The organism is Reyranella soli (assembly GCF_007992495.1).
GTDB lineage: Bacteria > Pseudomonadota > Alphaproteobacteria > Reyranellales > Reyranellaceae > Reyranella > Reyranella soli.
In genome coordinates this window covers 1-23,607 of sequence record NZ_BKAJ01000169.1, presented here as the reverse complement: position 1 = coordinate 23,607, position 23,607 = coordinate 1, and the positions used below count along the sequence as shown (strand labels likewise).

Below are 23,607 nucleotides of genomic sequence, written 5' to 3'. Positions count from 1 at the left end.
TGTGGGCCAGCTGACCTACAACATGGACCTGTCGCGACGGCGCTCGCTGTCGGTCGTGCAGGCGTTGGTGCAAGCCAATGGCATCGCCGCCGCCCGCCTGACCGGGCACGGCGTCGGCCCGCTCGCGCCTGTTGCGCCCAACGCCGACGAGGCTGGGCGAGCCCGCAACCGCCGCACAGAGCTCGTGCCGCAGTAGGCGCGGCACGTTCAGCTTGAGGAGAGGCTCGGCCGGGTGGTTGTCACCCGCACCTCACGCGGGCGCCACACAACCATCGATTGTCCGACAGAGCAGTGGAGGCAGGAGATGTTGATCGTCGAATGGACAAAGGCCTCTGAGGTGAACCATCGGTCGCAGCATGCCGCGACGGCTGACGCGCGAAGGAACGTGCGATGATAGACGACACCAGCAGCCGGGAGCGCTGCCATATCTGCACGTCCGAGGACGTCATTACTGACAAGCCGATCTCCGGCCCGGTCGGTGCAGGGCACGGCAAGCCCGATGACATCACGATGGTGCAACGCTTTCTCAACGCGCTGCTGCCCGTCGAGGGCGGTCCGACCCTGATCTTGGCCGAGGACGGCATTTGCGGCCCGAAGACTCAGGCGGCCATCAACAAGTACCAGAAGTTCGCGGTCGGCTTCGTCGACGGCCGCATCGATCCGCAAGGCAAGACAATCCGGGCGTTGACCGGTTTCATTGTCGGCTCGCCGACGGTGCCGCAGGGCACGCTCGGTCAGAACGCGGCAGGCCAGCCCGCCGCCGACACGCCCAATGCCAGGGTGCCGCCACCCACCGAGGCAGAGAACGCGGTCGCGGACGCGCAGCAGATTCTGCGTGAACTGGAGCCCCGTCTCAAGCTGCTCCAGTTCAAGCTGACGCCCGTGACCCCGCCGATGCTGGGCCTGCTCAACAAGCACTTCGCGGCCGGGAGCGACAAGGTGAAGCCCGTCGACATAGTGCACATCTCGAAGGTGCTCGCCGACATCCATTCCTTCGTGGTCAGAGCAAGCGTCCCCGCGCTGCGAGCGGTAGACAACGTGCTGCAGTTCGACGACGTTGCGGACCCGCAGGGGGTCCCGGCCTATACCGTCGCCGGCGGAGCCAGACTGTCGAAAAACGAGTTCGTGATCCTGTTCGACAAACACTCCCAGAGGCCGAAAAAGTTCCATGGCCAAACGATCTGGCTGACCCGCCGTTATCTCGTCCGAAAAAACAAAGATCCCCAGCCAAAGAACTCGCGCCAGCACTTCCTCCTGCACGAATTCTGCCACTTCGTCGGCCCGAGCGACAATCGGCCCGGCGTATTGGATGACATCGGCTACATCCATAACAAACGGTTTCCTTTTCTGGGCAAGCTGGAACGGCTGCACAACGCTTCAACGTTGGCGCTGTTCTTCCAGGAGTGGTGCACGGGGCACGTGAACGTCTCCAGCCTCTTCTCACTCGTCAACCCGACGCACTTCAGCAAGTTCCCGCGGTTAACGGCGCAACGGGCGAGATCGAAGTCGCGAATTAGAGCGACGCCACATAGTGCTGCTGACCGGTTGGCACGCGGGGTAAGCATCGATTTTCCCGGTTGGCAGCACGAGTTTCATTCTGTTCCAAATCATGAGGACGCTGGCCGGTTACCCGCTGGCGTGAAGCCGATGAATGTTGGGCCGCTGATGCAGGATGCGATGTGCGTAGTGGCTGCCAAGCTCGCGTTTGCCCTTCACTATCGGCACACTGGCACCATCGTACCACCGACTGGTTTTGTGGCTGTGAGTTTTGAGACGAATGTCACGATGCTGTCGCGGCCATTGCCGGCGGACCTCGTTGCGATGCTTGGAACATCGCAGACGCTAACGCAAGGCGAGTGGACCTCGGAAGGGCACTTCGCTTACCGCGGCGCTTGGGTCGACGATGGCACTGGCAGCGTTTCGATCGCACAGATAGGCGAGGCGTTTAATTTCTTGATGTTCGCTATCGCTCAGAATGTGGGCTCGGAGGAACCTCGATTGGAAATGAACGAGTTTAACGGGATGCGCAATTTCCGGCCGGGTGACATGCAGAAAGCCGACGCCATCACATCTGCGCGCTACAACACTCCACTGCCTGTCTACAAGACGAGTGGGCCAGCTACCGGTACGCTTGGCTGAATGCTGACGCGTGGACGCATCGCAACGCGCTGTTGTGCTGGCAGTGACGGCGCAATCGCGTCGCTTGGCAACGTGCGGGGCGAGGGCAGTTGGACGCCAAGCGTCATACCGCAATTAACAGTTGTGGATATGGATAGGTGTACGCTATGTCGGCGCACGGCTTTGCGGCGACGGGACGTCAATGAACCGAGATGACTTTCGTAGGTGGTTTAACCGTGGGTTCTGGCTGCGCCAAGGCTGAAGGAAGCCAGACGATTGCCCAAGCCCTTGATGCTTCATTAGCGAAGAATATTTGATCGCATCAGACTACGAGAAACTCATCCGGATAGCGCAGCTATGCACTGCAAGTCCGACCCCCATCGACTTTGCCAGCCGACTCGATGCCATTAGCAAAAGATGCGTCCACAACGCGTTTCACTATGAATTGGTTGAGTACGGAAGGGTCACGAAAAATTCCGCACTTGTAGCGTCGACCAACGCGCGTATTGCGGAGCTTGAGGCGCTAATCGCGAAATACGACTAAATGATCTGACGTGCTTTGTGTCAGCGCCTTGGTTCGTCGCGTTGGACACTTCGTTGGACACTCGACGCGAAAGAACGCTCGCCCAACTCTATATTGGACACCCGTTGGACACCTACGGGTCGCTGACCCGCTAAATCCTTGAAAAGATTGGCGCTCCCTACGGGATTCGAACCCGTGTTTCAGCCTTGAGAGGGTTAGTACATACTGGTTTCTGATGTTTTCCCTAAATTGATTAACGTCGACCTTGTTGCATTATATGCGTCTGATCGGCACTGTAAGCCATCTCCCGAAAGGGACGGAAATTACTGGAAATTACCCTCACTTGTGTCCCCTGGGTGTCCCCGGTATTTGTGGTGGACGAGGACCACGATGCCGAAGCTCAACAAGCAATTCGTCGACAAACTGAAGCCGGTCGAGAGGGACACCCTGTACCGCGACAGCTCGGTCATTGGCTTTGCGTTGAGGGTGAAACCGTCAGGAGCCAAGACCTGGGTTGTGCAGTATCGCAACAAGGCCGGGCGCACGCGGAAGCTCGCTATGAAGAACAGCTCGGCCGCCACACCCGACGAGGCGCGCCGGTGGGCGAAGACCACGCTGGGTCAGGTGGCCGCTGGTCGGGACCCTTCGGCTGAGCGTAACGCCGAACTCGGCGCGATGACCGTGGCCCAGCTGTGCGACGAATATCTTACGGCCGCCAAAAAGGGCCTGGTGCTCGGCAAGGCGAGGCGTCGCAAGTCGCCACTCACGATCGCAACCGACATCGGGCGCATCAACGGGCACATCAAGCCGTTGCTGGGGCAGATGGCGGTCAAGGCAGTCACACACCGGGACATCGTCAAGTTCCTAGACGCGGTGCAGCTCGGCAAGACGGCGGTCAGGCGTGTGAAAGACAAGCCGCGCCAGGGCGCTCTACCAGCCGGCGGCCCGGGCGCCGCCGCCCGAGCCGTCGGCCTGCTCGGTGGAATTTTCAGCCATGCCGTCCGGCGGGGCTACCGCGACGACAATCCCGTTCGCGGCGTGCAACGACCTGCCGATAGCGTGCGCACGACCTTCTTGACGATGGCCGACTATCGCCAGTTGGGTGCTGCGTTGAAAGCAGCCGAGGCCGAAGGTGAGAGCCGGAATGCCGTCGATGCTGTTCGCCTGTTGGCGCTAAGTGGGTGCCGTCGCGGCGAGGCGGCGAGCCTGGCGTGGCCAGAAGTCGATCTCACAAGAGGGATGTTACGCCTGAGCGAGACGAAGGAAGGCTACTCACTACGGCCACTCGGCCGACCGGCGGTTGATTTGCTGGCAGCGAGACCACGCCACGCTAAGAGTGAAGCCGTATTCGCGACCGAGAGCGGAGCGCCCTACAGAGATCTTGGCCGGGCATGGGATCGCATTGCAGCGCGGACGACCCTCCGGGGCGTGACACTGCACGGGCTGCGGCATTCCTTCGCGACGACAGCGAATGCGCTCGGCTGCAGCGAGCCGACCATCGCGGCGATGCTCGGCCACTCGCGCGGCACGATCACCAGCCGCTACGTGCACCACGTCGACGACGTCCTGCGCGCTGCTGCTGATCGAGTCGCCGGTGCCATCGCCCGCGCCATGGCGGGTGAGAAGCCGGCAGCGATGAACGATCGCCAAGGCGATTGAGATCGCCCGGCAGCAGCGACCAAGGATCTGGCCATGGTGTACGATTGAAGGTGAAGCCGATAATCGACAACGTCAGCCGCCTCGACTGCACAAAAAGCTGTTATCCCCAAGTTTGTGACGATGAACGTTTCTTACGGGTTTGTTTGCATTTCTTTGGGCTTGTTTGAGCTCGTCGCTTTTTTTGCCGCTGAGTTCCCGAAATCATAAATAGGTTGCCCGCATTCACTTGAGTGAGGGCACGATGTCTCAAACTTCTACTGGTCAGTCGCGGCGCTGGTCGAAGCGCATGCGTCGGCGCGAACTTTCAGAGTATCTTCGCGACGTCCACGGAATCATTCTGAGCCCGCCTACGCTGGCTAAGCTCGCCGTCACGGGCGCTGGACCGGAATTTCAGTATGACGGGCGCTTTCCCGTCACGACGCCTGAGGGCGCCGACACCTTTGCACACGCACGTCTTGGGCCAGTGCGCTCAAGTACATCCGATCCTGGCCGCCAGCTCGCCGACTGACACGCAAAACGGCGGCGCCGCCAGCGCCGCCGTCTCGATGCTCTGTGCCCATTCGAAATCCCACAACAGGATCCAAATCATGCCCCATATAGTTTGTCAGCGCGCTAGTTGCAAACCGCGTTCACTCGATGTCGAGAGTGGTGACAACATCGGCCCCGACCGCGGGCTTGCCGCCCACAGTCCTGACCCCGAGCGGCCGAGCGACGGGGAGAAGGACGCCGCCACCGCCACTCGCAACATCCATGGCGGCGATGACGCGCTCGACGCGCAGTTCGGTAACACCATCGATGTCGATCACGAGGATGCCGACGACGGTGCTGGCCATGCCGAACCGGGCAACGGCCATTCCGCCAACCCGAACAAATTCGGCGGGCTGCTCGCTGACAACGTCGAAGGCGACGACGACGAGCTGAGGCAGCCCGGTAGCGAACTGGGGAAGTGCGAGTCTCTGGCGGAGGAGATGTTAATTACGTCGGATGACACCGACAGGCTGCCCACGATCATTTCGCGTGCCTCGACCAGGCTGATGGAGGCACGAGGTTCGGCCGAGGTGCTCGAAGCCAAGCAGGCCGCCGAAATGGCCTTGCACTATGCAAAGCTCACAAAGGCCGCCTACGAAACGCACGGCGACTGCCTGCGCATTATTACGCGCGCAGAAATGAGGATGGCCGACGAGATCGACAAGGCGCAGGCCGCCGGGACGGTCGGCAAGCGTGGTCGCGTACCAAAGAATAAAGTCCGTGCTCCGGACATTTACAAAGACCTGGGCATACCCAGGCAGCGGGTTCCCGAGTGGCGGGAGTTGCGCGAAGCCGGTCCCAAGAAAATCGACTCACTCATCGACTCGGTTGTCGCCGAAGGCCGTGCGCCCACCAAGACTGACATCCTGAAGGGCATTCGAGCCGCGACGACGACGGCCAGCAAGGCGAGAACGAGAAAAACCAAGGCGGTGGCTGCCGTTCAATCTTCTCTCTCAGAGGTCGTTTTCGAGCCCGACTTTCAGGCTGAAGCACAAGCAGAGGCCCGCGACCTTGAGATGGATCGCGACGAGCGCATCGCTCTGTCGGGTGCCGAAGCATTGGCTGCCGAGAACGAGGAGCTCAAGCGGACGAATGCCTTGTTAACGAGTCGCATCAGCGAGCTCCTTGGGCAAATCAACGAACTGAAGCTCAATGCGCATCGCTGGCGCGAGCGCGCAAAGAATGCCGGCTGGGGGAAATCGGATGGCTGACTTGTTTGTCCAACCACCCCAGCAGCTCGTTCTGCGTGACTACCAAGAGGCCGCTTTGGAAGCCGCGCGTGAAAACATTCGCCTGGGCCATCGCCGCCAGATCCTGTGCAGTCCCACCGGCTCCGGCAAAACGATTATTGGACTGGGGCTTATGCAGGCGGCACAGGCCGTGGGGTCGCGCTCAGGCTTCATCACCGATCGCACTGCGCTGGTCGATCAGACGTCAGCGGCGATGGACCATTACGGCATCGATCACGGCATCATGCAGGCCAGTCACTGGCGTTGCCGTCCGTCGGCGCCGATTCAGCTAATCTCGGCGCAGACATTGGGGCGGCGGCTCGGCAAGGGCGGGTATGTGGAGCACCTGCTCCGCGACCTGCGCTTCGTCCTGATCGACGAGGCGCACACGCTGTATCGCTCGACCCTGGATTGGCTCGACAGTTTGCCGCCCACCGTGGCGGTGATCGGTCTCACCGCTACTCCATTTACCCGCGGTCTCAGCCGATACTATCAGGCCATCGTCAATGTCGCCACGACCGACGAGTTGGTCGAAACCGGCATGTTGACCAAGCCGGTCATCTACACGGCCGTGGAGATCGACATCAGCGACGTGGCGCTCAACTCCACCGGCGAATGGGACGACCGCGGCCTCGAGCGAGAAGGCGTCAAGATCGTAGGCGACGTAGTGGCGGAATATGCCAAGCGCACGACGCAGTACTTCGGCGGCCCCGTGAAGACCATCGTGTTCTCGTCGACCGTGGCGCACGGCCAGGAAATCTGCGGCGCTTTTTCAGCGGTCGGCGTCCATTTCCAGAGTATCTCCTACTTCGATGACGACGAAGAACGGCGCGCCAAGATCGCCGAGTTCCGCAAGCCCGACAGCAGGATCACGGGGCTGGTGAGCTGCGACGCGCTGGCCAAGGGCTTCGACGTGCCCGATGTACGCGCCTGCATTCTCTGCCGCCCCTTGCGTAAATCGCTCACCACACACATCCAGCAGATCGGTCGCGTGATGCGGCCGGCCGATAGCAAGACTGTCGCGCTCGTGATCGATCATACCGGCAACGCCCTGCGTTTCCTTGAGGATACCGTGGACTTCTGGGCGAACGGCGTCGATCGGCTCGACGATAAGGCCGAAAAAGATCGTCAGGCCCGCCATGTCACCGAGAAACAGCGCAAGGAGTTCGTGTGTGTCGGCTGCGGCGCGGTCCTGCCGCCCAACTCGCGGATCTGTCTTGCCTGTGGACGGGAGCGGCCGCCCAGGGCGTCCAACACGTATGCCGTGTCCGGCACGACGCAGATCGTCCCCACGCGCGGCGCCAGGAACCGGTCCGATCATCCGTTCCTCAAGGATCCGCAACTCGCCTATCGGGCGTTTCTGGCCTTCACGACGCATCGCAAAAGGGGTGACGAGGCGGGTGCTCGCCGGTGGGCGGCAGGCATCTACAGGGGCGTCTACGGCAATTGGCCGTCGCGGTCGTACGACGGCCTGCCGCATGAACCCGCACTCTTGACGCCGGACGTCGAACGCTTCTGCAAGCGGCAGATGGCGCGCTACGCGGGGAGACGCAATGCAGCCTGATTTCCGCAGCGCTGCGTTTGCAGTCGGGTGCTTGGTCGATGCGCCGATTGAGGACGACCGTATCCATCGCTGCGGCACTTCTGATCATCCAAGAAAGCGTAACGGCAGCTACCGAACGGACGGGGAGCGAGGCTGGATCAGGAATTGGGAAACCGGCGAAACGGCGATATGGCAGGCGCGGCGTGAGCGGCGCTTCTCGGTGCGAACGGGACCACCGAAACCACTGCCATCTCTGGCCGAACGGCGCGCTCAGGAGCGTGAAGCGGCACAGCGGGCGGCGCTCGTTGCTCGAGACATGATCAGTAAGGCCAAGCACGAGACGCACCCGTATTTGGCACGCAAGGGCTTCCCAAGAATGTTGGGCCTCGTACATCACGGCCTGCTGCTGGTGCCGGCGCGCCTGAAAGGGGCTGTCGTCTCCCTACAGCAGATCGCCTCGGAGGGCACGAAGATGAACCTTCCCGGTGGCCGAATGGCTGGCGCATCGTTCACCTTAGGCTACGGCGCGCTCGAGGTGCTTTGCGAGGGCTACGCCACCGCGCTGTCAATCAAGGCCGCCCTCTCGGCGATGCACCTCCCGGGTCGTGTGACGGCCTGTTTCTCGGCAGCGAATGTCGCTGAAGTCGCGGAATACCGCCGGCATGCCGTCATCATGGCTGACCACGACAGACCCGTCGCGCAATTCGGCGGCCTTGGCGCTGGAGAGTACTACGCTCGCCGCGCGGCCCTGCCGTGGATCATGCCGCTTCAGGAAGGCGCGGACGCAAACGACCTGCATCTGAGCGAAGGGCTCTCGGCCCTGCAATCACTTCTGTTGAAGTTGATGAAGAAGGATTTCGATCACACGTGAAATCGCTCTTCGAGCCGGGAAGGGCCGCTCACGCAAACTCCAGCTCTCACGACAGCGGAAAGAAATTGCCATGGCAGACGAAAAGGAAATTGAACAGAAACACGCAGTGCGCAACGCAGCGGCACTGGCGATCAATCCGACCACGGCAGAGGTGGTGTGGGAATTTGAAGAAACGTCGGATCCCAACGGGCTGGATGCTTTCGAGGAAGAGTATAGACAAATCGGACGAAGCTGGTTTGCTCGTGCGCCCGGGAGCGACGAGTGGGTCTCCTTCCATGACTTGTCGGTCGAGGTTCGCGAGGCGTTGCAGCAAAGGCCGTTGCACTCGTGTACGCCGCCCGAGCGTTGGCCGCTGCTGCACTTCGACACGCTGGCGCAGACGATATTGCGCCTGATCCAGAGATTTCCGAACGAGTTCGATGACTTCGACGAAAGCTTGAAGGACCTGGACGGGATGATCGACAAGGTCCCGGACGAGGCGCTCAAAGCATTGTGGCGGAGCCGGTGCTCGAAGCTCGAAAGGTTGGTGGAGGTCGTGAAGGGCAAGGTCGGGGACTAGCTGACGCAAACCGAGATCCTGCGACGTAGGACGGCTGGCCGGGCGCTTGGTTGTGACCAGGCGCTCGGGCCGGTCGTCCAGCTCGTACGGGTAGCTCGGCGCCGCCAGCAACTGGACGCCTACACGGCAATCTTGGCGACCTTGAGGGCGGTCGGCGTGACCTGCCACGGAAATTGCAAACCCGCGAAGCAGTGATGGGTCAAAGGACTACAATGTATGCAGCACGGAAGCGAACTGAACAAGATTTGGTCAAACCTCGAAGTGGATTTTGATGATCTGTTCTTCTTGATCGGTGAGCTGCAGGACGCACTTGACCTGCGGCGCGTCCCACGGAGCGATCGCGTCGAGGCGGCCTTCGCGGCGTTCAAGGAATTTATGAATGCGGGCTTTACGGCTCGCGACAAAACGCGGGCAGCCATCGACGAGGTGGAGAACACCCTGCGCGCGATGAACGACAATTAGGGTTGCTGCACCTGGCGTGGCTTAAGCTGCAGGGTCGACCTTAAAACCGGCTCGCAACAGCGCATAGCCGCGACAGCGGTCTACGAAATGGCCGCGCACGGACGGCCCGCTGGCACCGCCGCTGACGAGCCGCCAGCGCCAGACCCCGGTCGCGGCGAAAGGGAACTAGTGGCGGCTAGCTTGCGCCAGCGTCAGCGTCGGACTGTCAACGTGATTAACGCGCCGGATCTCGATCAGCTCGACGGTGTCCAGGTGGCCGCGTTCGATCTTCATATGAAGATCCCCGATCTCCTTGAGAGACATCTCGACGACATAGGGTTCAGCGTTAGTCCGGTATGTCACAACCGCATGCCACCGCGCGCCACTCAGTGAGACATTCGTTATCGCGCTCCTCCTTTTGATTTCTAAATGGAAATAGGAGTCCATCGGCGCGATGCCAGTGGAGAACTCCTGGACGCTCGATGAGCTGCCGCAACGCATGACGGCCACGGCGAGCACACATCGTCATTGGAGATCATGATGCTGATCTCCATGCTCATTCACTTCGCGCCGTCGGCTTTAGTTTCGGTCATACCGAAAAGAAGAACCGACATGGATGCATGCTCCGCGGCCATTCGGCCGACGACATTCTCGTCGTGCACCAGCGTGCCGACGTCGCAGCCGACGCCAGCCAAAGCTGTGATACATTCAGGCCATGGCTAAAACCAATGTTGCGCTCGACCCACGCGAACGTCGCTTCGTCGAGCTGTACTGTGAAACGGGGAAAAAGGCCCAGGCTGCCTTGGTGGCGGGCTACGGCGGCAACCTCAACTCGGCTAGCGTGCAAGCTGACCGGCTGTGCAAGCGCAAGCGCGTGATTGACGCCATTGACGAGCGCATGGCCCAGCTGATCGCGCTCTACGACATGGGCCCCGACCGCATCAAACGCGAAGTAGCTGCCGTGGCCTCGGTGCCGCTCTCCCAGATCGAGCTGAAGGGCAGCGACAAGATCAAGGCCCTCGAGCTGATGGCCAAGCTCTCCCGCATGATGCCTGGCGACAAGGTCGAGGTGAGCGGCCCAGGCGGCGGACCGATCGAGGTGAACGCCAACCATCGCATGGATATTGCCGCGCTCGGTGACGATGAGCGTGCAGCGCTAAAGCAAGTGCTGCTCGCGCTCAAAGCAAAGCAGATCGAGCATGAGCCGCCGCGCAGTTAAGCGACCAACATCCTGGTGTGTCGACGCGCTCTCGACGAGTTAGACCTCGCTATGACTTGGAGGGGGAATCGTCTCGACCGGGAGCGAGCCTCGCACGTAATAGGCGCTGGGGGGCCAGCCGCTTCGGCCTGGCGGTCGCGCGCGTACGAGAGGGTGCATGTGCCGTCGAGCTGCTCGGCACTCACCGCCCGAGCTTGGCGTCGCACGTAAGAAGCGCCGCAGTGGCCGCGCGGCCGCGACGCGGAGACCATGGTCCTTGTCAGGGATGCCCGCGCTGACTCAGAAACGCGTCTCTGGACTCGCTTGGCGTCTCGGCAAGCTGAAGGACCCCGGACGAGCGAAAGTTGCTCTAGGAGTCCGTATGTGGCCTTAGAGCAGAAGCTCCGCCGACCAGGTAAGGTCGGGCTAGGGCCTAAACGAGCAGGGACCCGACCAGAGCGATCGAGGCAGCCGTGAGGCTGATCACTAAAACGTCCACGACCACCTGTGCATCAAGGCGGCCGAACCAATCGCCAGGAACGCGCCGTCCGACGTCCAGAAAGTCCCACATCCTGTTCATTATGTTCACCCCGTTCCCACACAGCGGGGTATGGCAGCCTCAAGTGTCAAAAAGTTGACGGAGGCGCCATTTTTCTAGCGAGAGGGCTCCGGCGGACGCTGGCGATCATCGGCGCTAGGAGTAGTTATCCCCAGCCCGCTCTCATCCTCGTGAGCGGCCCGATCTACAGGCAGTGCTAATTTCTTGGGCCTGCCTGTTTCTTGCGCGAATTCAGGCGGTGCGGCCCTGTGGCTCCCCTTTGGGAGAATGTGTGGGAAGTGGGAGGCACAGGGCCGAACCTTACCAGCAAGGCAGAGTATGTTGGGGCGTAACTGCCAAGCTAGCTGTTGCAGATTTGATACACTTCGATTGGCGATGGCTAGCATCCGGTGTGACTATGGGGTGACCGTCGACCGCCGCCCTGTGGGCTAAGCTGAGCCGATTCGAGCTGGCTTAGACGATCACCCATCCCACCAGAGCCGCCGAGGCCACCGCCAGGACGAGCGTAGCAACGCCAGCGAGTTCATCGCCGTCTGCGCGAAGCCAATCTTCTGGGCTCACGATGCCGTCGAGAAAATGCTGCAGCCAGCTCATCGTCCCCTCTCTCTGGTCGCGTCGAAGCACGGGCTGATGATGTGTCCTACGGGCGGCCCTCTGAAATAATCCCCGTTCAGCTTCGATCAGCGCCAGAGGTCCCTGAACCGCGTCGGCGACAGCTCGGTGTAGCGCACAGTGTTCGAGATGGAGCGATGCCCCAGGTAGGCCTGCAGGGTGCGGGTGTCGACGCCGTCGTTGGCGAGCTTGAAGCCGGTGGCGTGGCGCAGCATGTGGGGATGGATCGGAAAGCCCAGCTTGGCGCCTTCGCCCGCCCGCTGAACCATGCGCAGGAAGCCCGCGGTGCTGAACGGCGCGCCCCTCTCGCTGGTGAACACGAAGGCCGACTTTGGGTCCTGCTCACGCAGAAGCCGGCGTAGGGCGCGGAGTTCATCGCCTCTGATGGGATGCACCGCGTCGGTGCTGCCCTTGAGGCGCCGGACGTGGAGGTTGGCGGCGTTGAAGTCGATCTGCGACCACTCGAGGTTCACCAGCTCGCTGACGCGCAGACCGTGGCGGTAGCAGACCAGGATCATTGTGCTGTCGCGGCGGCCGTGCCTGTTCTTGCCGGCGGCCTTTAGCAGCCGCTCGACCTCAGTCGACGTCAGGTACTCGCGCCGGCGGTATTCAGCGTTGGCCAGCCGCCTCGGCATCTCGACTGTTCGGTTCTTGTTGGTTGGCGGCACCAGGCGCAGCGTGGGTTTCGTCATGGAAAGCGGGGCCTCCGGCAGCGATAGTGTTCGTATAGTATCCAAAAAACGAACAGTATTCCGCTCCCTGTTCGTGCGACCGACTGACTCACCTCTCCGTTGGCAGACCCATGGTGCGACCTCAGGAGTGGGACGCACGGACAAGGCCGCTGAGACGCTCAGACAAGAGAGCGTTGTCGTGTGTCGGCTTGGCTATCTCGGTGGAGCTGGCGACCAAGAGCGCGGCGCCGTGGGCCTGGCGGGCGAAAAGGGTGGTCAGGCCGCCTGGGAGTCGATCGAGGGGGTGGGGGAGGCCGAGCTCGCGCATTCCGAAAACACCGGTACCGTGGAAGTCGGCCCATCGAGCGCCAGAAAAACTACCAAAAATTTTATACAACTTCTGAGTTTCGGTAATACAGAAACTCTCATTATAGTTGCAATTAGTCGGCCGGTCCGGCTATGCTCCAGACGTGCAACTACTGCGACGAGCCTGGCCTCCTGGGTCAAGCGCTACGATGTGGGAAAGCACAAAAAGCAAAACCCCCGGATGGAAGTCCGAGGGTTTTGTCGGCGGATGTAGTCTCGACCTACGAGCCGCCGAGATGGGCGAGCCATCCTGTAACCGGACATACGGTTACTCCAATCGGCTCTCCCGTTCAACCCGAATGGTCGACTGCAGCACGCTCGGCAAGACGAGTAGGAGCGAAGAGACCGGACGGGACCTAACCCCGACCGCCCCGTTCAGGCCATGCTGGCGGGGACAACCGCACCCCCACTTCAATGTGGGAACGTCCCAGAGGCCGTGTTACGGCGGAGGGCGCAGACGAGGGCACTGCGATACCAAACGGCCAGTGCGGCTGTATCCGGTCATGAGTGGAGCTCGAGCGCGGTGGCCTGGACGGCTCCACGCCTGAGAGAACCCGAAGGCCCTCGACCATGAGGGAGGGACAAGCGGGGTGGGGGCATCGGACCAGTTGAGGTATGACGTAAACCTGTGAGTAAGTCGCCTCCCGGCAGGCCGACGGTGGCACCTTCACAGCAGAGATAAGTGGCAACTTGCTGTCTGCGGACCCCGGCTCGGATGCTGAATGGCTCGGCTGCGCTCGCTCTGGGCCTCCTTGATACGCTCGACCATGAAGACGTGGGAACCCAGCGGCGGCAATCCTTCGCGCTCGAGCAGTTCCCTCAATGCTTGCGGGCGGCAGCTGTCTTGGCAGAAGTATCCTCGAAGCGGAGAATTTCAAATCGGGCGGACTCGAGATCGTCCCGCCTCTCGGCGGGTGACGACAGGCAGCTCGCTTCCGGCAACGTCCTGAGGATCCAACTCGCCCTTGACGAAGGTACGCGACGTCGTCGGTAAGGTGGTTTCGGTTCAGGGAACTCTCGCGTCTCCGCATGGCATCCTGGCGCAAGCGTAGCCTAACGCGCGGCGGCGGTGGCACACTCTGGTGCGATGGAGAACCCTCAAAATCTCGCCTTTGTCCTGGCGCTCGCCTGCCTGATCGCCGCGGCCAGCGTGGCGGCCAAGCGCCTGCAGCTCGCCTCGCCGATCGTGCTGCTGCTCGCCGGGGCGGCCGTCGGCTTCGTGCCCGGCCTGCCGCGGGTGCCGCTCGATCCAGACGTGGCCCTGATGATCCTACTGCCGCCGATCCTCTACGGCTCCGGCGTTGGCATGAGCTGGCGCGGCTTTCGCGCCAACCTGCGGCCGATCCTGCTGCTCGCCGTCGGCTGCGTGCTGTTCACCACCACGGCGGTCGCCGTGGTCGTTCACTATGCGGTCGGCCTGCCGTGGGCGGTGGCCTTCGTGCTGGGCGCCATCGTGTCGCCGCCCGATGCGGTGGCGCCCATGGCGATGCTGCGCGCGCTTCGACTGCCACGGCGGCTGATCCTGGCGCTCGAGGGCGAGAGTCTGGTGAACGATGCGACGGCCCTGGTGACCTTCAGCTTCGCTCTCGCGGCCGTGGTCAGCGGCAGCTTCTCGGCGGCGACGGCGGCGCTGCAGTTCACCGCGATCGCCTCGTCGGAGATCCTGTTCGGTCTCGCCATCGGCTGGGCGACGCTGTGGGTGCGCCGCCTCGCCGACGATCCTCGCGCCGAGGTGCTGCTCGCGCTGGTTACGCCCTTTGCCGCTTTCTGGCCGCCGCATCTGCTGGGCGGCTCGGGCGTGGTCGCCTGCGTCACGGCCGGCCTGTGGGTGTCGTGGAACGGCCGGCACCTCATCCGGCCGGCGACCCGGCTGCAGGGCTACTTCATCTGGGATCTCGTCACGTGGGGCGTTGAGGCGCTAACCTTCGTCCTCACCGGGCTGCAGGCGCACTCGGTGGTCGAAGGCCTGGCCGGCGAAGGATGGCAGCGGCCGCTGATGGCCGCGGCGCTGGTCTGCGTGACGGTCATCGCCGTGCGCTTCGTCTGGGTATTCCCCGCCACCTACGTGCCGCACATGCTGTCCCGCGCCTTGCGCCGCCGTGAACAGGCACCGAACTGGCGCTCGCCCTTCCTTTTGTCCTTCGTCGGCCTGCGTGGGGTCGTGAGCCTCGCCGCCGCGCTGTCGATTCCCTTCATGGTGGGCGACCGGGCGTTTCCCGACCGCGACCTGATCCTGTTCGTGACCTTTTGCGTCATCGCCTTCACGCTCCTCGGCCTCGGCGGGACGCTGCCCGGCGTCGTCCGCGGGCTCGGACTCGGCCGCGACGGTCTCGCCGAGGCGGAGGACAACAAGCGCGCCGAGCTCGCGGCACGCCTCGCGGGCATCGACGCGGTCCTGGCGGGCCTCGACCGGGCCGCGTCGGAGGGGGCCCCGAAAACCTCCGTGGCGGCGTTGCGGCGGCGCCACAACGATCGCCGCCGTCACCTCGGCGTCAGCGCCGACGAGCGCACTGACGAGGACCCGGTGGCCGACACCAGTATTCTCGAGCTGAAGCTTGTCGACATCGAGCGCGAAGCGATCGACGGCGCCTACACTGAAGGCCGGCTGACCGACGAGGCGCGCCGGCGGATCGAGCGCGAGTTCGACCTCGAGGAAGCGCGCATACGCCATGCCGCGGCGAGCGCCGCGCCGGCGGTCGACGAGCTTGCAGTCAGCGATGAGGGGGAGAAGGAGACGTCGACGCAGTCACCTTAGATTGATGCCAGAGTGCCCTATACACGTGGGCGATCGTCAAGCACTTATTGGGCGAGCAAATGTGGTCATCGCTCAAAGCCGGTGCCTAGGCCGGTGGGGGAGGCCGAGCGGTCGACGGTGAGACCTGTTCGACGGTGACAGACATTACTGGACCTGCGGCGTATCCAGCTACGTCCCATCGCTGCCCGTAAAGTTACCCCGCATTGGAGGCTGGACATATTGCGACCTGAGAGCGACTCGACGGGACAGAAAGGCCGATCGCACGCTTCCTTTGGAAGACCGATCCCGCGGAACTTCGTCTCGCCCTCGACACGGGCATGGGGCGGGAGCGTTCGACGTCGCCGCTGTGGCTCAAGGAGTTGACGTTGACGTCCGAAGCGCTCTCTTGCCTGTATGTTTACCGGCCCAACTCATTCGGTTCCCGACCCACGACGACAGTCAAAACAAGTGCTACAATTAACCTCCATGCTCCATTTCTTCCGGTCGTCTCTTTGACTCTCCTTGTCGACATTGAGGCTAACGCCACCGAAGCAGACGTGGAGCTGCAAGTCATTGCCCCCTTGCTCACGAGCGGCAGCTGCTTGGAGATTCCTCATACTTCTATCAAGGGGAAGTCGTATCTGGCCCCATCGGTGCTCGACAAAGCCGGCGGTAAGGCGCGAGGATACTTTCCCGATTTCTCAATTTGGGAACTTGGCTTCGCTGTCATGGTCGTTGAAGCCAAAGCTCCCGGGGTACCTGTTGAAGTCGGATTCCGTGAGGCTCAGCTATATGCACGGCATCTCAATGCCGAATATAAGTCTGGGTTGAATCCCTGCCACTATATTTTGGCTTCTAATGGCAAACAGGTCGCGTACGGTGCTTGGGATACTAATCGGTCCAGAGTTGTAAACGTCGCTGATCTTAAGCCTGGTACCATTGAGCTCGAGGCCTTTGTCCAGTTTTGCCATCATCGTGTTTTGCTGGCGCATGCACAACGATGCCTGGCCACCGTCCGGTTCAGCCGTTCAACTCAGCCACATACCCTTGCGGGAGGCCAAGCGCTTATCAATTCTAAGAAAGCGTTTAATTCGTTTGCGGCCGAGCTAGCGCCGACCCTCAGACGCTATTTCACCTCGACAACGCAGAACGATGATCCGGACATCTATCAAAAGGCTTATGTTGGCTCAGATGACGTAACCGAGTATGACCGAATCCTCGAAGCTCTACTGAAGGACCGGCTAACTTCTCGTCGCCCAATGTCTGAAGAGCTCAGTCCGACGAAGGCGAAAGAGCCAAAGCTCGCAAAGGCGATTTCAGAATTCCGACGAGACAGGCCAGCAGCGGGACAACTTCAACTGATTACCGGCAGCGTCGGAACAGGCAAATCGCTGTTTACGCGCCGGTACAAGGAACTACTACAGCCAGAAGATCAGAAGAAAGGAACCCATTGGGCATTCATCAACTTCAATAGCGCTCCAGAGCCGCTAGAAACTGCTCACGACTGGCTTTGCCAACAATTCGTCGACAGCTTTCACCACGAGAACCCGCAGTTCGATCCCTATGCGAACGAAAATCTGACGCGGATTTTCTCGGAGGACCTACAAAAGCGCCGCGGCATTTACGATGAAGTTGAGAAGCGCATTTCCCTCGCAGAATCGGAGAAAACCCGGATCAGTGATTTGCAAGAGTGGCAGAAAGACCCTCGACGTGTGGCTCTCGGCATATGTCGGCACTTTACCGGCCAGCGTCAGGAAGCCGTCGTGGTAGTGATGGATAACGTCGACCGGCTCGACCTGCAAAGTCAGCTTGGGGCATTCACGCTGTCATTGTGGTTTCTGGATCAATCAAAGGCGTTTGTCATTCTTCAAATGCGCGACGAAACATATGAGCGCTTTAAAAACAGCAAGCCACTCGACACCTTTCGGAGCGGTGTTGTTTTTCATATAGCCCCACCACGCTTTCTCGATGTTGTCAAACGCCGTCTTGAGCTGAGCTTGGAATATCTTTCTCGCAACTCGCCAGACGTGCTGGAGTACCAACTTGGTAGCGGAATGCGCATTCGATACCCGAAATCCATGCTCGGCGAATTTCTGCGATCGATTTACTTGGAGCTATTCGACCGCCGTCATAACGTGTCGCGCATTCTACAGGGGCTAGCGGGTCGCGATATTCGGCGCGCCTTGGAGATGTTTGTCAGTATCCTGAATTCTGGTCATCTGCGTGAAGAAGCCCTTACGTCGAGTGCCGTTGGCGCACAGGAGATTGCGATCTCGGAGTATCGTATTCTGCGAATTCTCATGCGAACGGAGTATAGATTTTTCAACAATAACTCCGGCTTTGTGTCCAACATTTTTTACTTTGACGACGACTGGCAGCAACCTAATAGCTTTATCCTGCCAGAGATTCTGTTTTGGTTATCAGACAACCGGAAGAGGCGGGGCCAAATCGGGCTCGAAGGTTACTTCTCCGTCAGCAACGTTGCGGATGAACTTCAAAGGCGCGGGTATGTTCGGGAGGATGTATGCCAAGCTTGCTCGTGGCTGCTTCAAAAGAATTTGATTGAGGCTGACCATATGAATCAGACGTTGGTGGATTTTGCGGATTCAATCAAGGTTACTGCCGCTGGATTCATCCATCTGCGCGTTCTGTGCGAACGCCTGGAGTATCTTTACGGCGTACTTACTGTCACCCCGATCTCTGACCTGCGTACCGCAACCGCGATCTCCGATTATCTACGTCGAGAGAACCAAACAGGGTACATCAGTGGTTTCCAGCAGGTCCGCGCCGTCGAACTCTTTTTGGAATATTTGAAGAGACAGTTCGCCCAGTTGAAGGCAGCTTATCCCGAATTCGGCCATGATCGAGCCGGCGCGGCTTACATGATTCGGCAGGTTGAAAGTACTGTTCGATACTTTCGTAATCCTACAAATCAAGAACGATCCAGAAATTATCTCGACGAGTAGCTCCGCAGACCAGTCGATGGAAAGGGCATCGTCCCAACTGTAACGTGAACGGGATGCTCGGCGGCGCGGGTCGAAGCCATGAGCCGTTCTCACAAAGCGCCGCAAGAATAGACCGGTTCAAGGTGTTGAAACCGCCGCGTAAGCGCCGGTATCCAGCGGCTTGAGCATGGGAGGCCGGATCTTTCGAGTAACGCCGCCGTGGCGGCCTCCATCAGCGCTTTCTGGGATCCTTCCGGCGGCCCAACTCCGCCGCCTGCTCGAGAATTAGGTTGGAGCTGTCAATGTGATTGATGCGTCTAATCTTGACGTTCTCGACTGTGTCCCAATGCGGTCCCGTTCAGTGTGGTCGTGAAATCACCGATCTCGACGTGAGACCCTGCAGGGTTACGCCGACTGGATGCAGGGCCTGATGAAGATGATGCCCGACGGCCATTATGATCTGAAATGCTGGGCAACCGACACCCAGCGCAACAACGCGATCGCCTACGCGACGTTCATCGCCACGCATACCGGCCCCGGCGGCCCACCGCCGACCGGCAAAAGCAGCCGGTCAGACGACGTCTACTGCATGAGCTTCGAGGGCGAGAAGATCAGCCACATGACGAAGATCTGGAACGCGGGCTGGGCGCTGAAGGAGCTTGGCTGGGCCTAACACTCTACAATAGCAACTTCGCCGAGATCGCGGGCGCTATCTGAATGCCGCTACTGACAGCTGTCGCGGCAGGCGTCTTTGACCAGCTGCGGCGCCGGCCGCTTGGTGACCAGCTCCAGCGCTGGGATCAGGTTGGCCTTCTTCACCCTGAGCGCCGGCAGCGAGACGTAGGGCGGCACCGGCTTGCCGAGCAGCGCCAGCGCCGCAGCCTTCGCCTCGGCGACCCCGAGGTCGTAGGGCAGCTGCGCGCCGATCGCCAAGATGTCGCCGCGCGCCACGTAGAGCGCGGTGTCCGATCCGAGATCGACAGTCGTCACCACCAGGTCGTGCCGCCCCAACGCCTTCGCCGCCGCGACCGCCTGCATGGCGGGATCGCCCCATACCGCGAACAGACCTTTGATCTCGGGATGCGCCCTGAGCATGGCGATGGTCTTGTCGTAGGCCTCGCGCGGCTGGAGGAACCGGTCGGTGGCCGCCAGCCGCACGCCGGGGTGCGCCGCCAAGGTCTTGTGAAAACCGGCGACGCGCGCCGCGATCGAATAGTAGGATTCATAGTGATAGGTGAGCAGGCCGACCTCGCCGCGTCCGCCGATGGCCTTCACCAGCTCCTCGGTGGCCCACGCCGCGTTTTTCTCGTTGTCCGAGGCCACGACCGTCACGTAGTCGCGGCCCGGCGTCAGGTCGCTCGCGACGTTGTCCATGAACACCAGCTTGATGCCGGCGGCGGTAACCCTCTTGTAGGCTGCCGTCTGGCTCGCAGGATCGATCGGCACCGAGAAGATCACGTTCGGCTTGCGGTCCATGAGCCCGGCCAGCTGCGTCGCCTGGCGCGTCGGGTCCTGCGCCGCGTCCGTCACCCCCACCACCTCGATGTCGTAATCCGCCAAGGTCCGCGCAATGGCCTCGACCTGCAGGGAATTCCACGGCGTGTCGAGGGCCTGCATGGCGATAGCGGCCTTGAACCGGCCGGCCTTCAGCCGCGCGATGTCGTCCGGACCGATCTGCAGAACCGAGGCCGGGCTGGCCGGCGCGCCGGCCGGGAAGCTTGGCACCGGCTGCCCGGTCGGCGACAGTGGTAGGGGCTGCATCAGGGCTTGCGCGCCCTCCGCCTGGGCGACAGCGCGTGAGGCGGTTATTGCACCACCGAACACGGACAGCGACAGCCCGCACGCTGCGACCACCATCCCCGTACGCGATACACGACCAAGCATGAAAACGGCCCCCGCAGCCTCCCCCGTCGGCACTATGCGTTATCCGCTCCGGGGTTGGATAGAGGGCGCGCAGCAGTTCCCTCTTGCCGCAAACCGCCTTAACGTCTCGGCCGTGTTCCGTGTCCGGACTGGTCCGTTCTGGTACCTGCGTCTGATCGTCGTGGTCAGCGTGCTCGTGCCGGCCGTGCTTTTCGGCTGGGCGGCGTGGGAAACGCGCGCGGCCATCGACCGTCAAGTCGATGAGCGAATCGAGGGTACCCTCGACGTCCTGCAGGAGCATGCCTTGAAGGCGCTGCAGACCGTCGAACGCTCGATCTCCGAGATCGACGAAGTGCTGCGCGGCCAGTCCGACGACGAGATCCGCAACGCCGAGGCCGACCTTTATCTCCGCTTCAAACGCACCCAGCAGGCACTGCCGCAGATCGAATCGATCTGGGTGTTCGACCGGCACGGCCATCCCATGGTCTCCAGCACTATCCTGCCGGTGCCGCGCGAGCTCGACAATTCCGACCGCAGTTACTTCCGGGCACAGCTACAGGCCCCCGGTGCCTACGTCAGCGAGGTCTTGCGCGCGCGCGTCGGCTCCATGCGCTTCTTCGTCGTCAGCGGCCGGCGTTCGGGCAACCGCGCCGGAGACTTCGACGGCGTGATCGGCGTCACGGTCGGGCCCAGCCACTTCAACGAGTTCTATGCCAAGCTGTCGCGCGGCAGCGACGTCTTTTCCCTGGTTCGCGCCGACGGCGCGGTCCTGGCTCGCTGGCCCGACAGCGCAGCCGGCGATCGGCCGACGCCGGGCGCCTTGACCGAGGCCTTGGCGCGCAATCCCGAAAGCGGGCTGTTCACCGCATCCTCGCGCCTCGACGGCGTGGAGCGCCGATTGGGCTACCGCCGCGTGCCGGGCTACCCGCTCTATGTCGCGACAGGCGTAGCGACCGCTGCCCTCGCTGCCGACTTCCGCCGGACCACGTTGGTGCGCGCCGCAGTCGTTCTGCCGGCGGTTCTGGCGCTGTTCGGCCTCGCGGTCTATGCGTTGCGCCGCGCCGAGCAGGGCGAGCGCGAGCTGAAGCGCCGCGAGGCCGCCGAGGCCGCGCTCAAGCAGGCGCAGCGCCTGGAGGCCATTGGCCAGCTCACCGGCGGCGTGGCCCACGACTTCAACAACCTGCTGATGGTGGTGAGCGGCAACACGGAGCGGCTGCGCCGATTCGCCGGCGCCGACCCGCGCGTGGCCGTTGCGATCGAGGCCATCGGCATGGCGGTCAGCCGCGGCGCCGGCCTCACGCGCCAGCTGCTGTCGTTCTCGCGCCGGCAGACCCACGAGACCGTGGCGATCGATCTTGCCGAAGGCTTACCCGCCATCCACGGAATCCTGCAATCCAGCTTGCGCGGCGACATCGCCATCGACGTGCGCGTGGCGCCCGGCGCGTGGTCGGTCGCGGTCGACAGGAGCGAGTTCGAGCTCGCGCTGCTCAATCTCGCGGTCAATGCCCGCGACGCCATGACCAGTGGCGGCAGGCTCACTATCACCGCCGACAACGTGACGGTGTACGAGCGCGCGGAAGCCGGCGCTACGCTCGGCATCACCGGCGACTTCGTGGCAGTCCGTGTCGCCGATACCGGCACCGGCATCCCGGCGGAACTCGTCGGCCGCGTCTTCGAGCCCTTCTTCACCACCAAGGAGGTCGGCAAGGGAACCGGCCTCGGTCTCTCGCAGGTCTACGGCTTTGCCCGCCAAGCCGGCGGCACGGCGACCGTAGAGAGTGTGCCAGGGCAGGGGACGACGGTGACTCTATACCTGCCGCGCGCCAGTGGATCAGTCACCGCCGCCGAAACGGCGGCGGCAGCGACGCAGCCGCCGACGCCACCCAGCGAGCGCGCGCGGGTGCTGCTGGTCGAGGACAATCCAGATGTTGCCGAGGTGGCTCGGCTGCTGCTCGAGGAGCTGGGCTACGACGTCGTCCATGCCGCCCACGTTGCTGCCGCGCGTGAGGCGCTGGCACGCGGCTCGATCGACGTGGTGCTCACCGACATCGTCATGCCGGGCAGCGCCAACGGCCTCGACCTCGCGCGCGAGGTACGGCAACGCGGATCACTGGCGGTCGTGCTCGCGACGGGCTACAGCGACCAGGCCCAGGCGGCAGCCAACGAGGGCTTTACCATCCTGCGCAAGCCCTACAGCATGAGCGGCCTGCACGATGCGCTGCGTGAGGCGTTGGGCGGCGTCGCAACGGCGAACGTCGCGTAATCCTGCCGCTTCATCTCAACCCGTCCATCAATGCCGGCAGTTCCCGCGCGAGCCCGCTGGTGCGATAGCCGATCAAGCCGAGGCCATCGACCGGCTTGGCGCCAACAGGCCGCCGATCAATCTTGCCAGGGCATCCCCGAGCCCGACATGGGGAGGCCCCGGATGCGGCCGTAGTTGTGGAGCAGCTCGCGAGCGGGCCATCCGGAATTTGAAGCGTCGATGTCGTCCCCGTTTCCAATTCTTTCTCGACCATGCTTGTGCGCTTCCACACGCCGACCAATTGGGACCCAAGATCTTCCGCGCATACCATATTCGCAGGCTCGGCAAGAGCGACGATGCGGGCCGCTGAACGAGGAGGCGAGATCACCCTGACTCCCTGGCCTGCGCCAAGTGCAGGGCGCAATCGAACAACTCGAGGAAGAGCGCTTTGCCGAAGGCGAACGCACAATGTCGGAGGCTGAGCGGCCCGATCTCTATGAGCCAAGCGGTTATGTGGCCAAGGAGCCGATTAAACTGCAGCGCTTGGTCGACCAGCTGACGGCGGTTGTTGCGGCTTGAAAGTGCCCTAGCCCCCTTCCAGTGCATCATGCACTGTCGCGCGCTGGCATGCGGCAGATCATCTGTTAGATGAGCGCCACGCGATCTATCAACTGTGGCTTGTTGTTGCGAACGTTACCAACATCGCGGCCGACCTCCCACACCTCGATCTCGCCGCCGTAGGGCTTCATTATCTTGGTCGCCAGGTCCGGCGGCAGCCCCTGCATACAGTCCTTGAGCTGGCTCTCTTCGAGGATGTGCTGGGTGCCGGTGAGGATCGCGACGATTGAGAAGCGGGTAATCAGTGCCTTAACCGTCGCCATAAATGTTTCAAAACGCCGTCGCTAGCGCGGGACGAGTGGCGGCTGCTGGTCCTGGTCCACCCCCG

At 62.2% G+C, this 23,607-nt stretch carries 20 protein-coding genes and 1 tRNA gene; 14 read left to right on the top strand and 7 right to left on the bottom strand.

Going from position 1 to position 23,607, the window contains the following annotated elements; translation table 11 throughout:
- Both RSO01_RS38525 and RSO01_RS38520 read left to right on the top strand, forming a co-directional pair.
- On the top strand, window positions 1-196 hold a 196-nt coding region (locus RSO01_RS38525; protein WP_147155902.1), incomplete at its 5' end, for an OmpA family protein.
- 194 nt (window positions 197-390) lie between these two features.
- Window positions 391-2,139, top strand: a complete 1,749-nt coding sequence (locus RSO01_RS38520) for a peptidoglycan-binding protein (RefSeq protein ID WP_147155901.1) — start codon at window positions 391-393, stop codon at window positions 2,137-2,139.
- 671 nt (window positions 2,140-2,810) lie between these two features.
- On the opposite strand, the gene RSO01_RS47915 is transcribed toward RSO01_RS38520, so the two are convergent.
- Window positions 2,811-2,900 (bottom strand) — tRNA-Glu (locus RSO01_RS47915).
- Window positions 2,901-3,031: 131 nt separating this feature from the next.
- Here RSO01_RS47915 and RSO01_RS38515 point away from each other — a divergent pair.
- The 6 genes from RSO01_RS38515 to RSO01_RS38490 all read left to right on the top strand — a co-directional run bounded on the left by RSO01_RS38515 (window position 3,032) and on the right by RSO01_RS38490 (window position 9,492).
- On the top strand, window positions 3,032-4,300 hold the full coding sequence (locus RSO01_RS38515; RefSeq protein ID WP_147155900.1) for a site-specific integrase: 1,269 nt from the start codon (window positions 3,032-3,034) through the stop codon (window positions 4,298-4,300).
- A gap of 395 nt (window positions 4,301-4,695) precedes the next feature.
- Complete coding sequence (locus RSO01_RS38510; protein WP_147155899.1) at window positions 4,696-6,039, top strand: hypothetical protein; 1,344 nt, start codon at window positions 4,696-4,698, stop codon at window positions 6,037-6,039.
- Entirely contained in the window at window positions 6,032-7,621 is a 1,590-nt protein-coding gene (locus tag RSO01_RS38505) for a DEAD/DEAH box helicase family protein (protein WP_170303685.1), read from the top strand. The genes RSO01_RS38510 and RSO01_RS38505 overlap by 8 nt, the downstream gene beginning before the upstream one ends.
- Entirely contained in the window at window positions 7,611-8,471 is an 861-nt protein-coding gene (locus tag RSO01_RS38500; protein WP_147155897.1) for a toprim domain-containing protein, read from the top strand. The genes RSO01_RS38505 and RSO01_RS38500 overlap by 11 nt, the downstream gene beginning before the upstream one ends.
- A gap of 70 nt (window positions 8,472-8,541) precedes the next feature.
- Window positions 8,542-9,030, top strand: coding sequence for a hypothetical protein (locus RSO01_RS38495; protein ID WP_147155896.1), 489 nt, complete (start codon window positions 8,542-8,544; stop codon window positions 9,028-9,030).
- A 216-nt stretch (window positions 9,031-9,246) separates the two neighbouring features.
- The gene (locus RSO01_RS38490; RefSeq protein WP_147155895.1) at window positions 9,247-9,492 is read left to right on the top strand and encodes a hypothetical protein; all 246 of its coding nucleotides are present in this window, start codon (window positions 9,247-9,249) and stop codon (window positions 9,490-9,492) included.
- A 165-nt stretch (window positions 9,493-9,657) separates the two neighbouring features.
- On the opposite strand, the gene RSO01_RS38485 is transcribed toward RSO01_RS38490, so the two are convergent.
- Both RSO01_RS38485 and RSO01_RS49610 read right to left on the bottom strand, forming a co-directional pair.
- Complete coding sequence (locus tag RSO01_RS38485) at window positions 9,658-9,990, bottom strand: hypothetical protein (protein WP_147155894.1); 333 nt, start codon at window positions 9,988-9,990, stop codon at window positions 9,658-9,660.
- A 41-nt stretch (window positions 9,991-10,031) separates the two neighbouring features.
- Entirely contained in the window at window positions 10,032-10,166 is a 135-nt protein-coding gene (locus RSO01_RS49610) for a hypothetical protein (protein WP_281291593.1), read from the bottom strand.
- A gap of 20 nt (window positions 10,167-10,186) precedes the next feature.
- On the opposite strand from RSO01_RS49610, the gene RSO01_RS38480 reads away from it, so the two are divergent.
- The gene (locus RSO01_RS38480) at window positions 10,187-10,690 is read left to right on the top strand and encodes a terminase small subunit (RefSeq protein ID WP_147155893.1); all 504 of its coding nucleotides are present in this window, start codon (window positions 10,187-10,189) and stop codon (window positions 10,688-10,690) included.
- A gap of 991 nt (window positions 10,691-11,681) precedes the next feature.
- On the opposite strand, the gene RSO01_RS47910 is transcribed toward RSO01_RS38480, so the two are convergent.
- Window positions 11,682-11,822 (bottom strand): hypothetical protein, encoded by a 141-nt coding sequence (locus RSO01_RS47910; protein WP_170303684.1) that lies wholly within the window; start codon window positions 11,820-11,822, stop codon window positions 11,682-11,684.
- Window positions 11,823-11,908: 86 nt separating this feature from the next.
- Window positions 11,909-12,532 carry a tyrosine-type recombinase/integrase gene (locus RSO01_RS38475; protein ID WP_147155892.1) on the bottom strand — a complete coding sequence of 208 codons (624 nt, stop codon included), beginning with the start codon at window positions 12,530-12,532 and terminating at the stop codon, window positions 11,909-11,911.
- A gap of 1,432 nt (window positions 12,533-13,964) precedes the next feature.
- Between RSO01_RS38475 and RSO01_RS38470 the strand changes: the two genes are divergently transcribed.
- The 3 genes from RSO01_RS38470 (at window position 13,965) to RSO01_RS38460 (ending at window position 19,229) form a co-directional block, all read left to right on the top strand.
- Window positions 13,965-15,632: a Na+/H+ antiporter gene (locus RSO01_RS38470; protein ID WP_147155891.1), complete on the top strand. Its 1,668-nt coding sequence runs from the start codon at window positions 13,965-13,967 to the stop codon at window positions 15,630-15,632.
- Window positions 15,633-15,997: 365 nt separating this feature from the next.
- Window positions 15,998-18,577: a hypothetical protein gene (locus RSO01_RS38465; protein WP_147155890.1), complete on the top strand. Its 2,580-nt coding sequence runs from the start codon at window positions 15,998-16,000 to the stop codon at window positions 18,575-18,577.
- A 376-nt stretch (window positions 18,578-18,953) separates the two neighbouring features.
- Entirely contained in the window at window positions 18,954-19,229 is a 276-nt protein-coding gene (locus RSO01_RS38460) for an ester cyclase (RefSeq protein ID WP_281291594.1), read from the top strand.
- A 50-nt stretch (window positions 19,230-19,279) separates the two neighbouring features.
- Here the strand turns inward: RSO01_RS38460 and RSO01_RS38455 are convergent, their stop codons facing one another.
- Window positions 19,280-20,317 carry a substrate-binding domain-containing protein gene (locus RSO01_RS38455; RefSeq protein ID WP_170303683.1) on the bottom strand — a complete coding sequence of 346 codons (1,038 nt, stop codon included), beginning with the start codon at window positions 20,315-20,317 and terminating at the stop codon, window positions 19,280-19,282.
- A 235-nt stretch (window positions 20,318-20,552) separates the two neighbouring features.
- Between RSO01_RS38455 and RSO01_RS38450 the strand changes: the two genes are divergently transcribed.
- Both RSO01_RS38450 and RSO01_RS47905 read left to right on the top strand, forming a co-directional pair.
- Window positions 20,553-22,682, top strand: coding sequence for a hybrid sensor histidine kinase/response regulator family protein (locus RSO01_RS38450; protein ID WP_170303682.1), 2,130 nt, complete (start codon window positions 20,553-20,555; stop codon window positions 22,680-22,682).
- A 390-nt stretch (window positions 22,683-23,072) separates the two neighbouring features.
- A complete protein-coding gene (locus RSO01_RS47905; RefSeq protein WP_170303681.1) occupies window positions 23,073-23,240 on the top strand; it encodes a hypothetical protein in 168 nt (55 codons plus the stop codon).
- A 65-nt stretch (window positions 23,241-23,305) separates the two neighbouring features.
- On the opposite strand, the gene RSO01_RS38445 is transcribed toward RSO01_RS47905, so the two are convergent.
- Complete coding sequence (locus tag RSO01_RS38445) at window positions 23,306-23,542, bottom strand: hypothetical protein (protein WP_147155886.1); 237 nt, start codon at window positions 23,540-23,542, stop codon at window positions 23,306-23,308.
- Window positions 23,543-23,607: the final 65 nt, after the last annotated feature.

What these genes read in the sequence shown, in the direction of transcription:
- RSO01_RS47910 (WP_170303684.1), bottom strand. Translation starts at nt 11,822, where the DNA reads ATGAGCTGGCTGCAGCATTTTCTCGACGGCATCGTGAGCCCAGAAGAT.
- RSO01_RS38505 (WP_170303685.1), top strand. Translation starts at nt 6,032, where the DNA reads ATGGCTGACTTGTTTGTCCAACCACCCCAGCAGCTCGTTCTGCGTGAC.
- RSO01_RS38515 (WP_147155900.1), top strand. Translation starts at nt 3,032, where the DNA reads ATGCCGAAGCTCAACAAGCAATTCGTCGACAAACTGAAGCCGGTCGAG.
- RSO01_RS38475 (WP_147155892.1), bottom strand. Translation starts at nt 12,532, where the DNA reads ATGACGAAACCCACGCTGCGCCTGGTGCCGCCAACCAACAAGAACCGA.
- RSO01_RS38445 (WP_147155886.1), bottom strand. Translation starts at nt 23,542, where the DNA reads ATGGCGACGGTTAAGGCACTGATTACCCGCTTCTCAATCGTCGCGATC.
- RSO01_RS38500 (WP_147155897.1), top strand. Translation starts at nt 7,611, where the DNA reads ATGCAGCCTGATTTCCGCAGCGCTGCGTTTGCAGTCGGGTGCTTGGTC.
- RSO01_RS38520 (WP_147155901.1), top strand. Translation starts at nt 391, where the DNA reads ATGATAGACGACACCAGCAGCCGGGAGCGCTGCCATATCTGCACGTCC.
- RSO01_RS38455 (WP_170303683.1), bottom strand. Translation starts at nt 20,317, where the DNA reads ATGCAGCCCCTACCACTGTCGCCGACCGGGCAGCCGGTGCCAAGCTTC.
- RSO01_RS38470 (WP_147155891.1), top strand. Translation starts at nt 13,965, where the DNA reads ATGGAGAACCCTCAAAATCTCGCCTTTGTCCTGGCGCTCGCCTGCCTG.
- RSO01_RS38480 (WP_147155893.1), top strand. Translation starts at nt 10,187, where the DNA reads ATGGCTAAAACCAATGTTGCGCTCGACCCACGCGAACGTCGCTTCGTC.
- RSO01_RS38495 (WP_147155896.1), top strand. Translation starts at nt 8,542, where the DNA reads ATGGCAGACGAAAAGGAAATTGAACAGAAACACGCAGTGCGCAACGCA.
- RSO01_RS38510 (WP_147155899.1), top strand. Translation starts at nt 4,696, where the DNA reads ATGACGGGCGCTTTCCCGTCACGACGCCTGAGGGCGCCGACACCTTTG.
- RSO01_RS38490 (WP_147155895.1), top strand. Translation starts at nt 9,247, where the DNA reads ATGCAGCACGGAAGCGAACTGAACAAGATTTGGTCAAACCTCGAAGTG.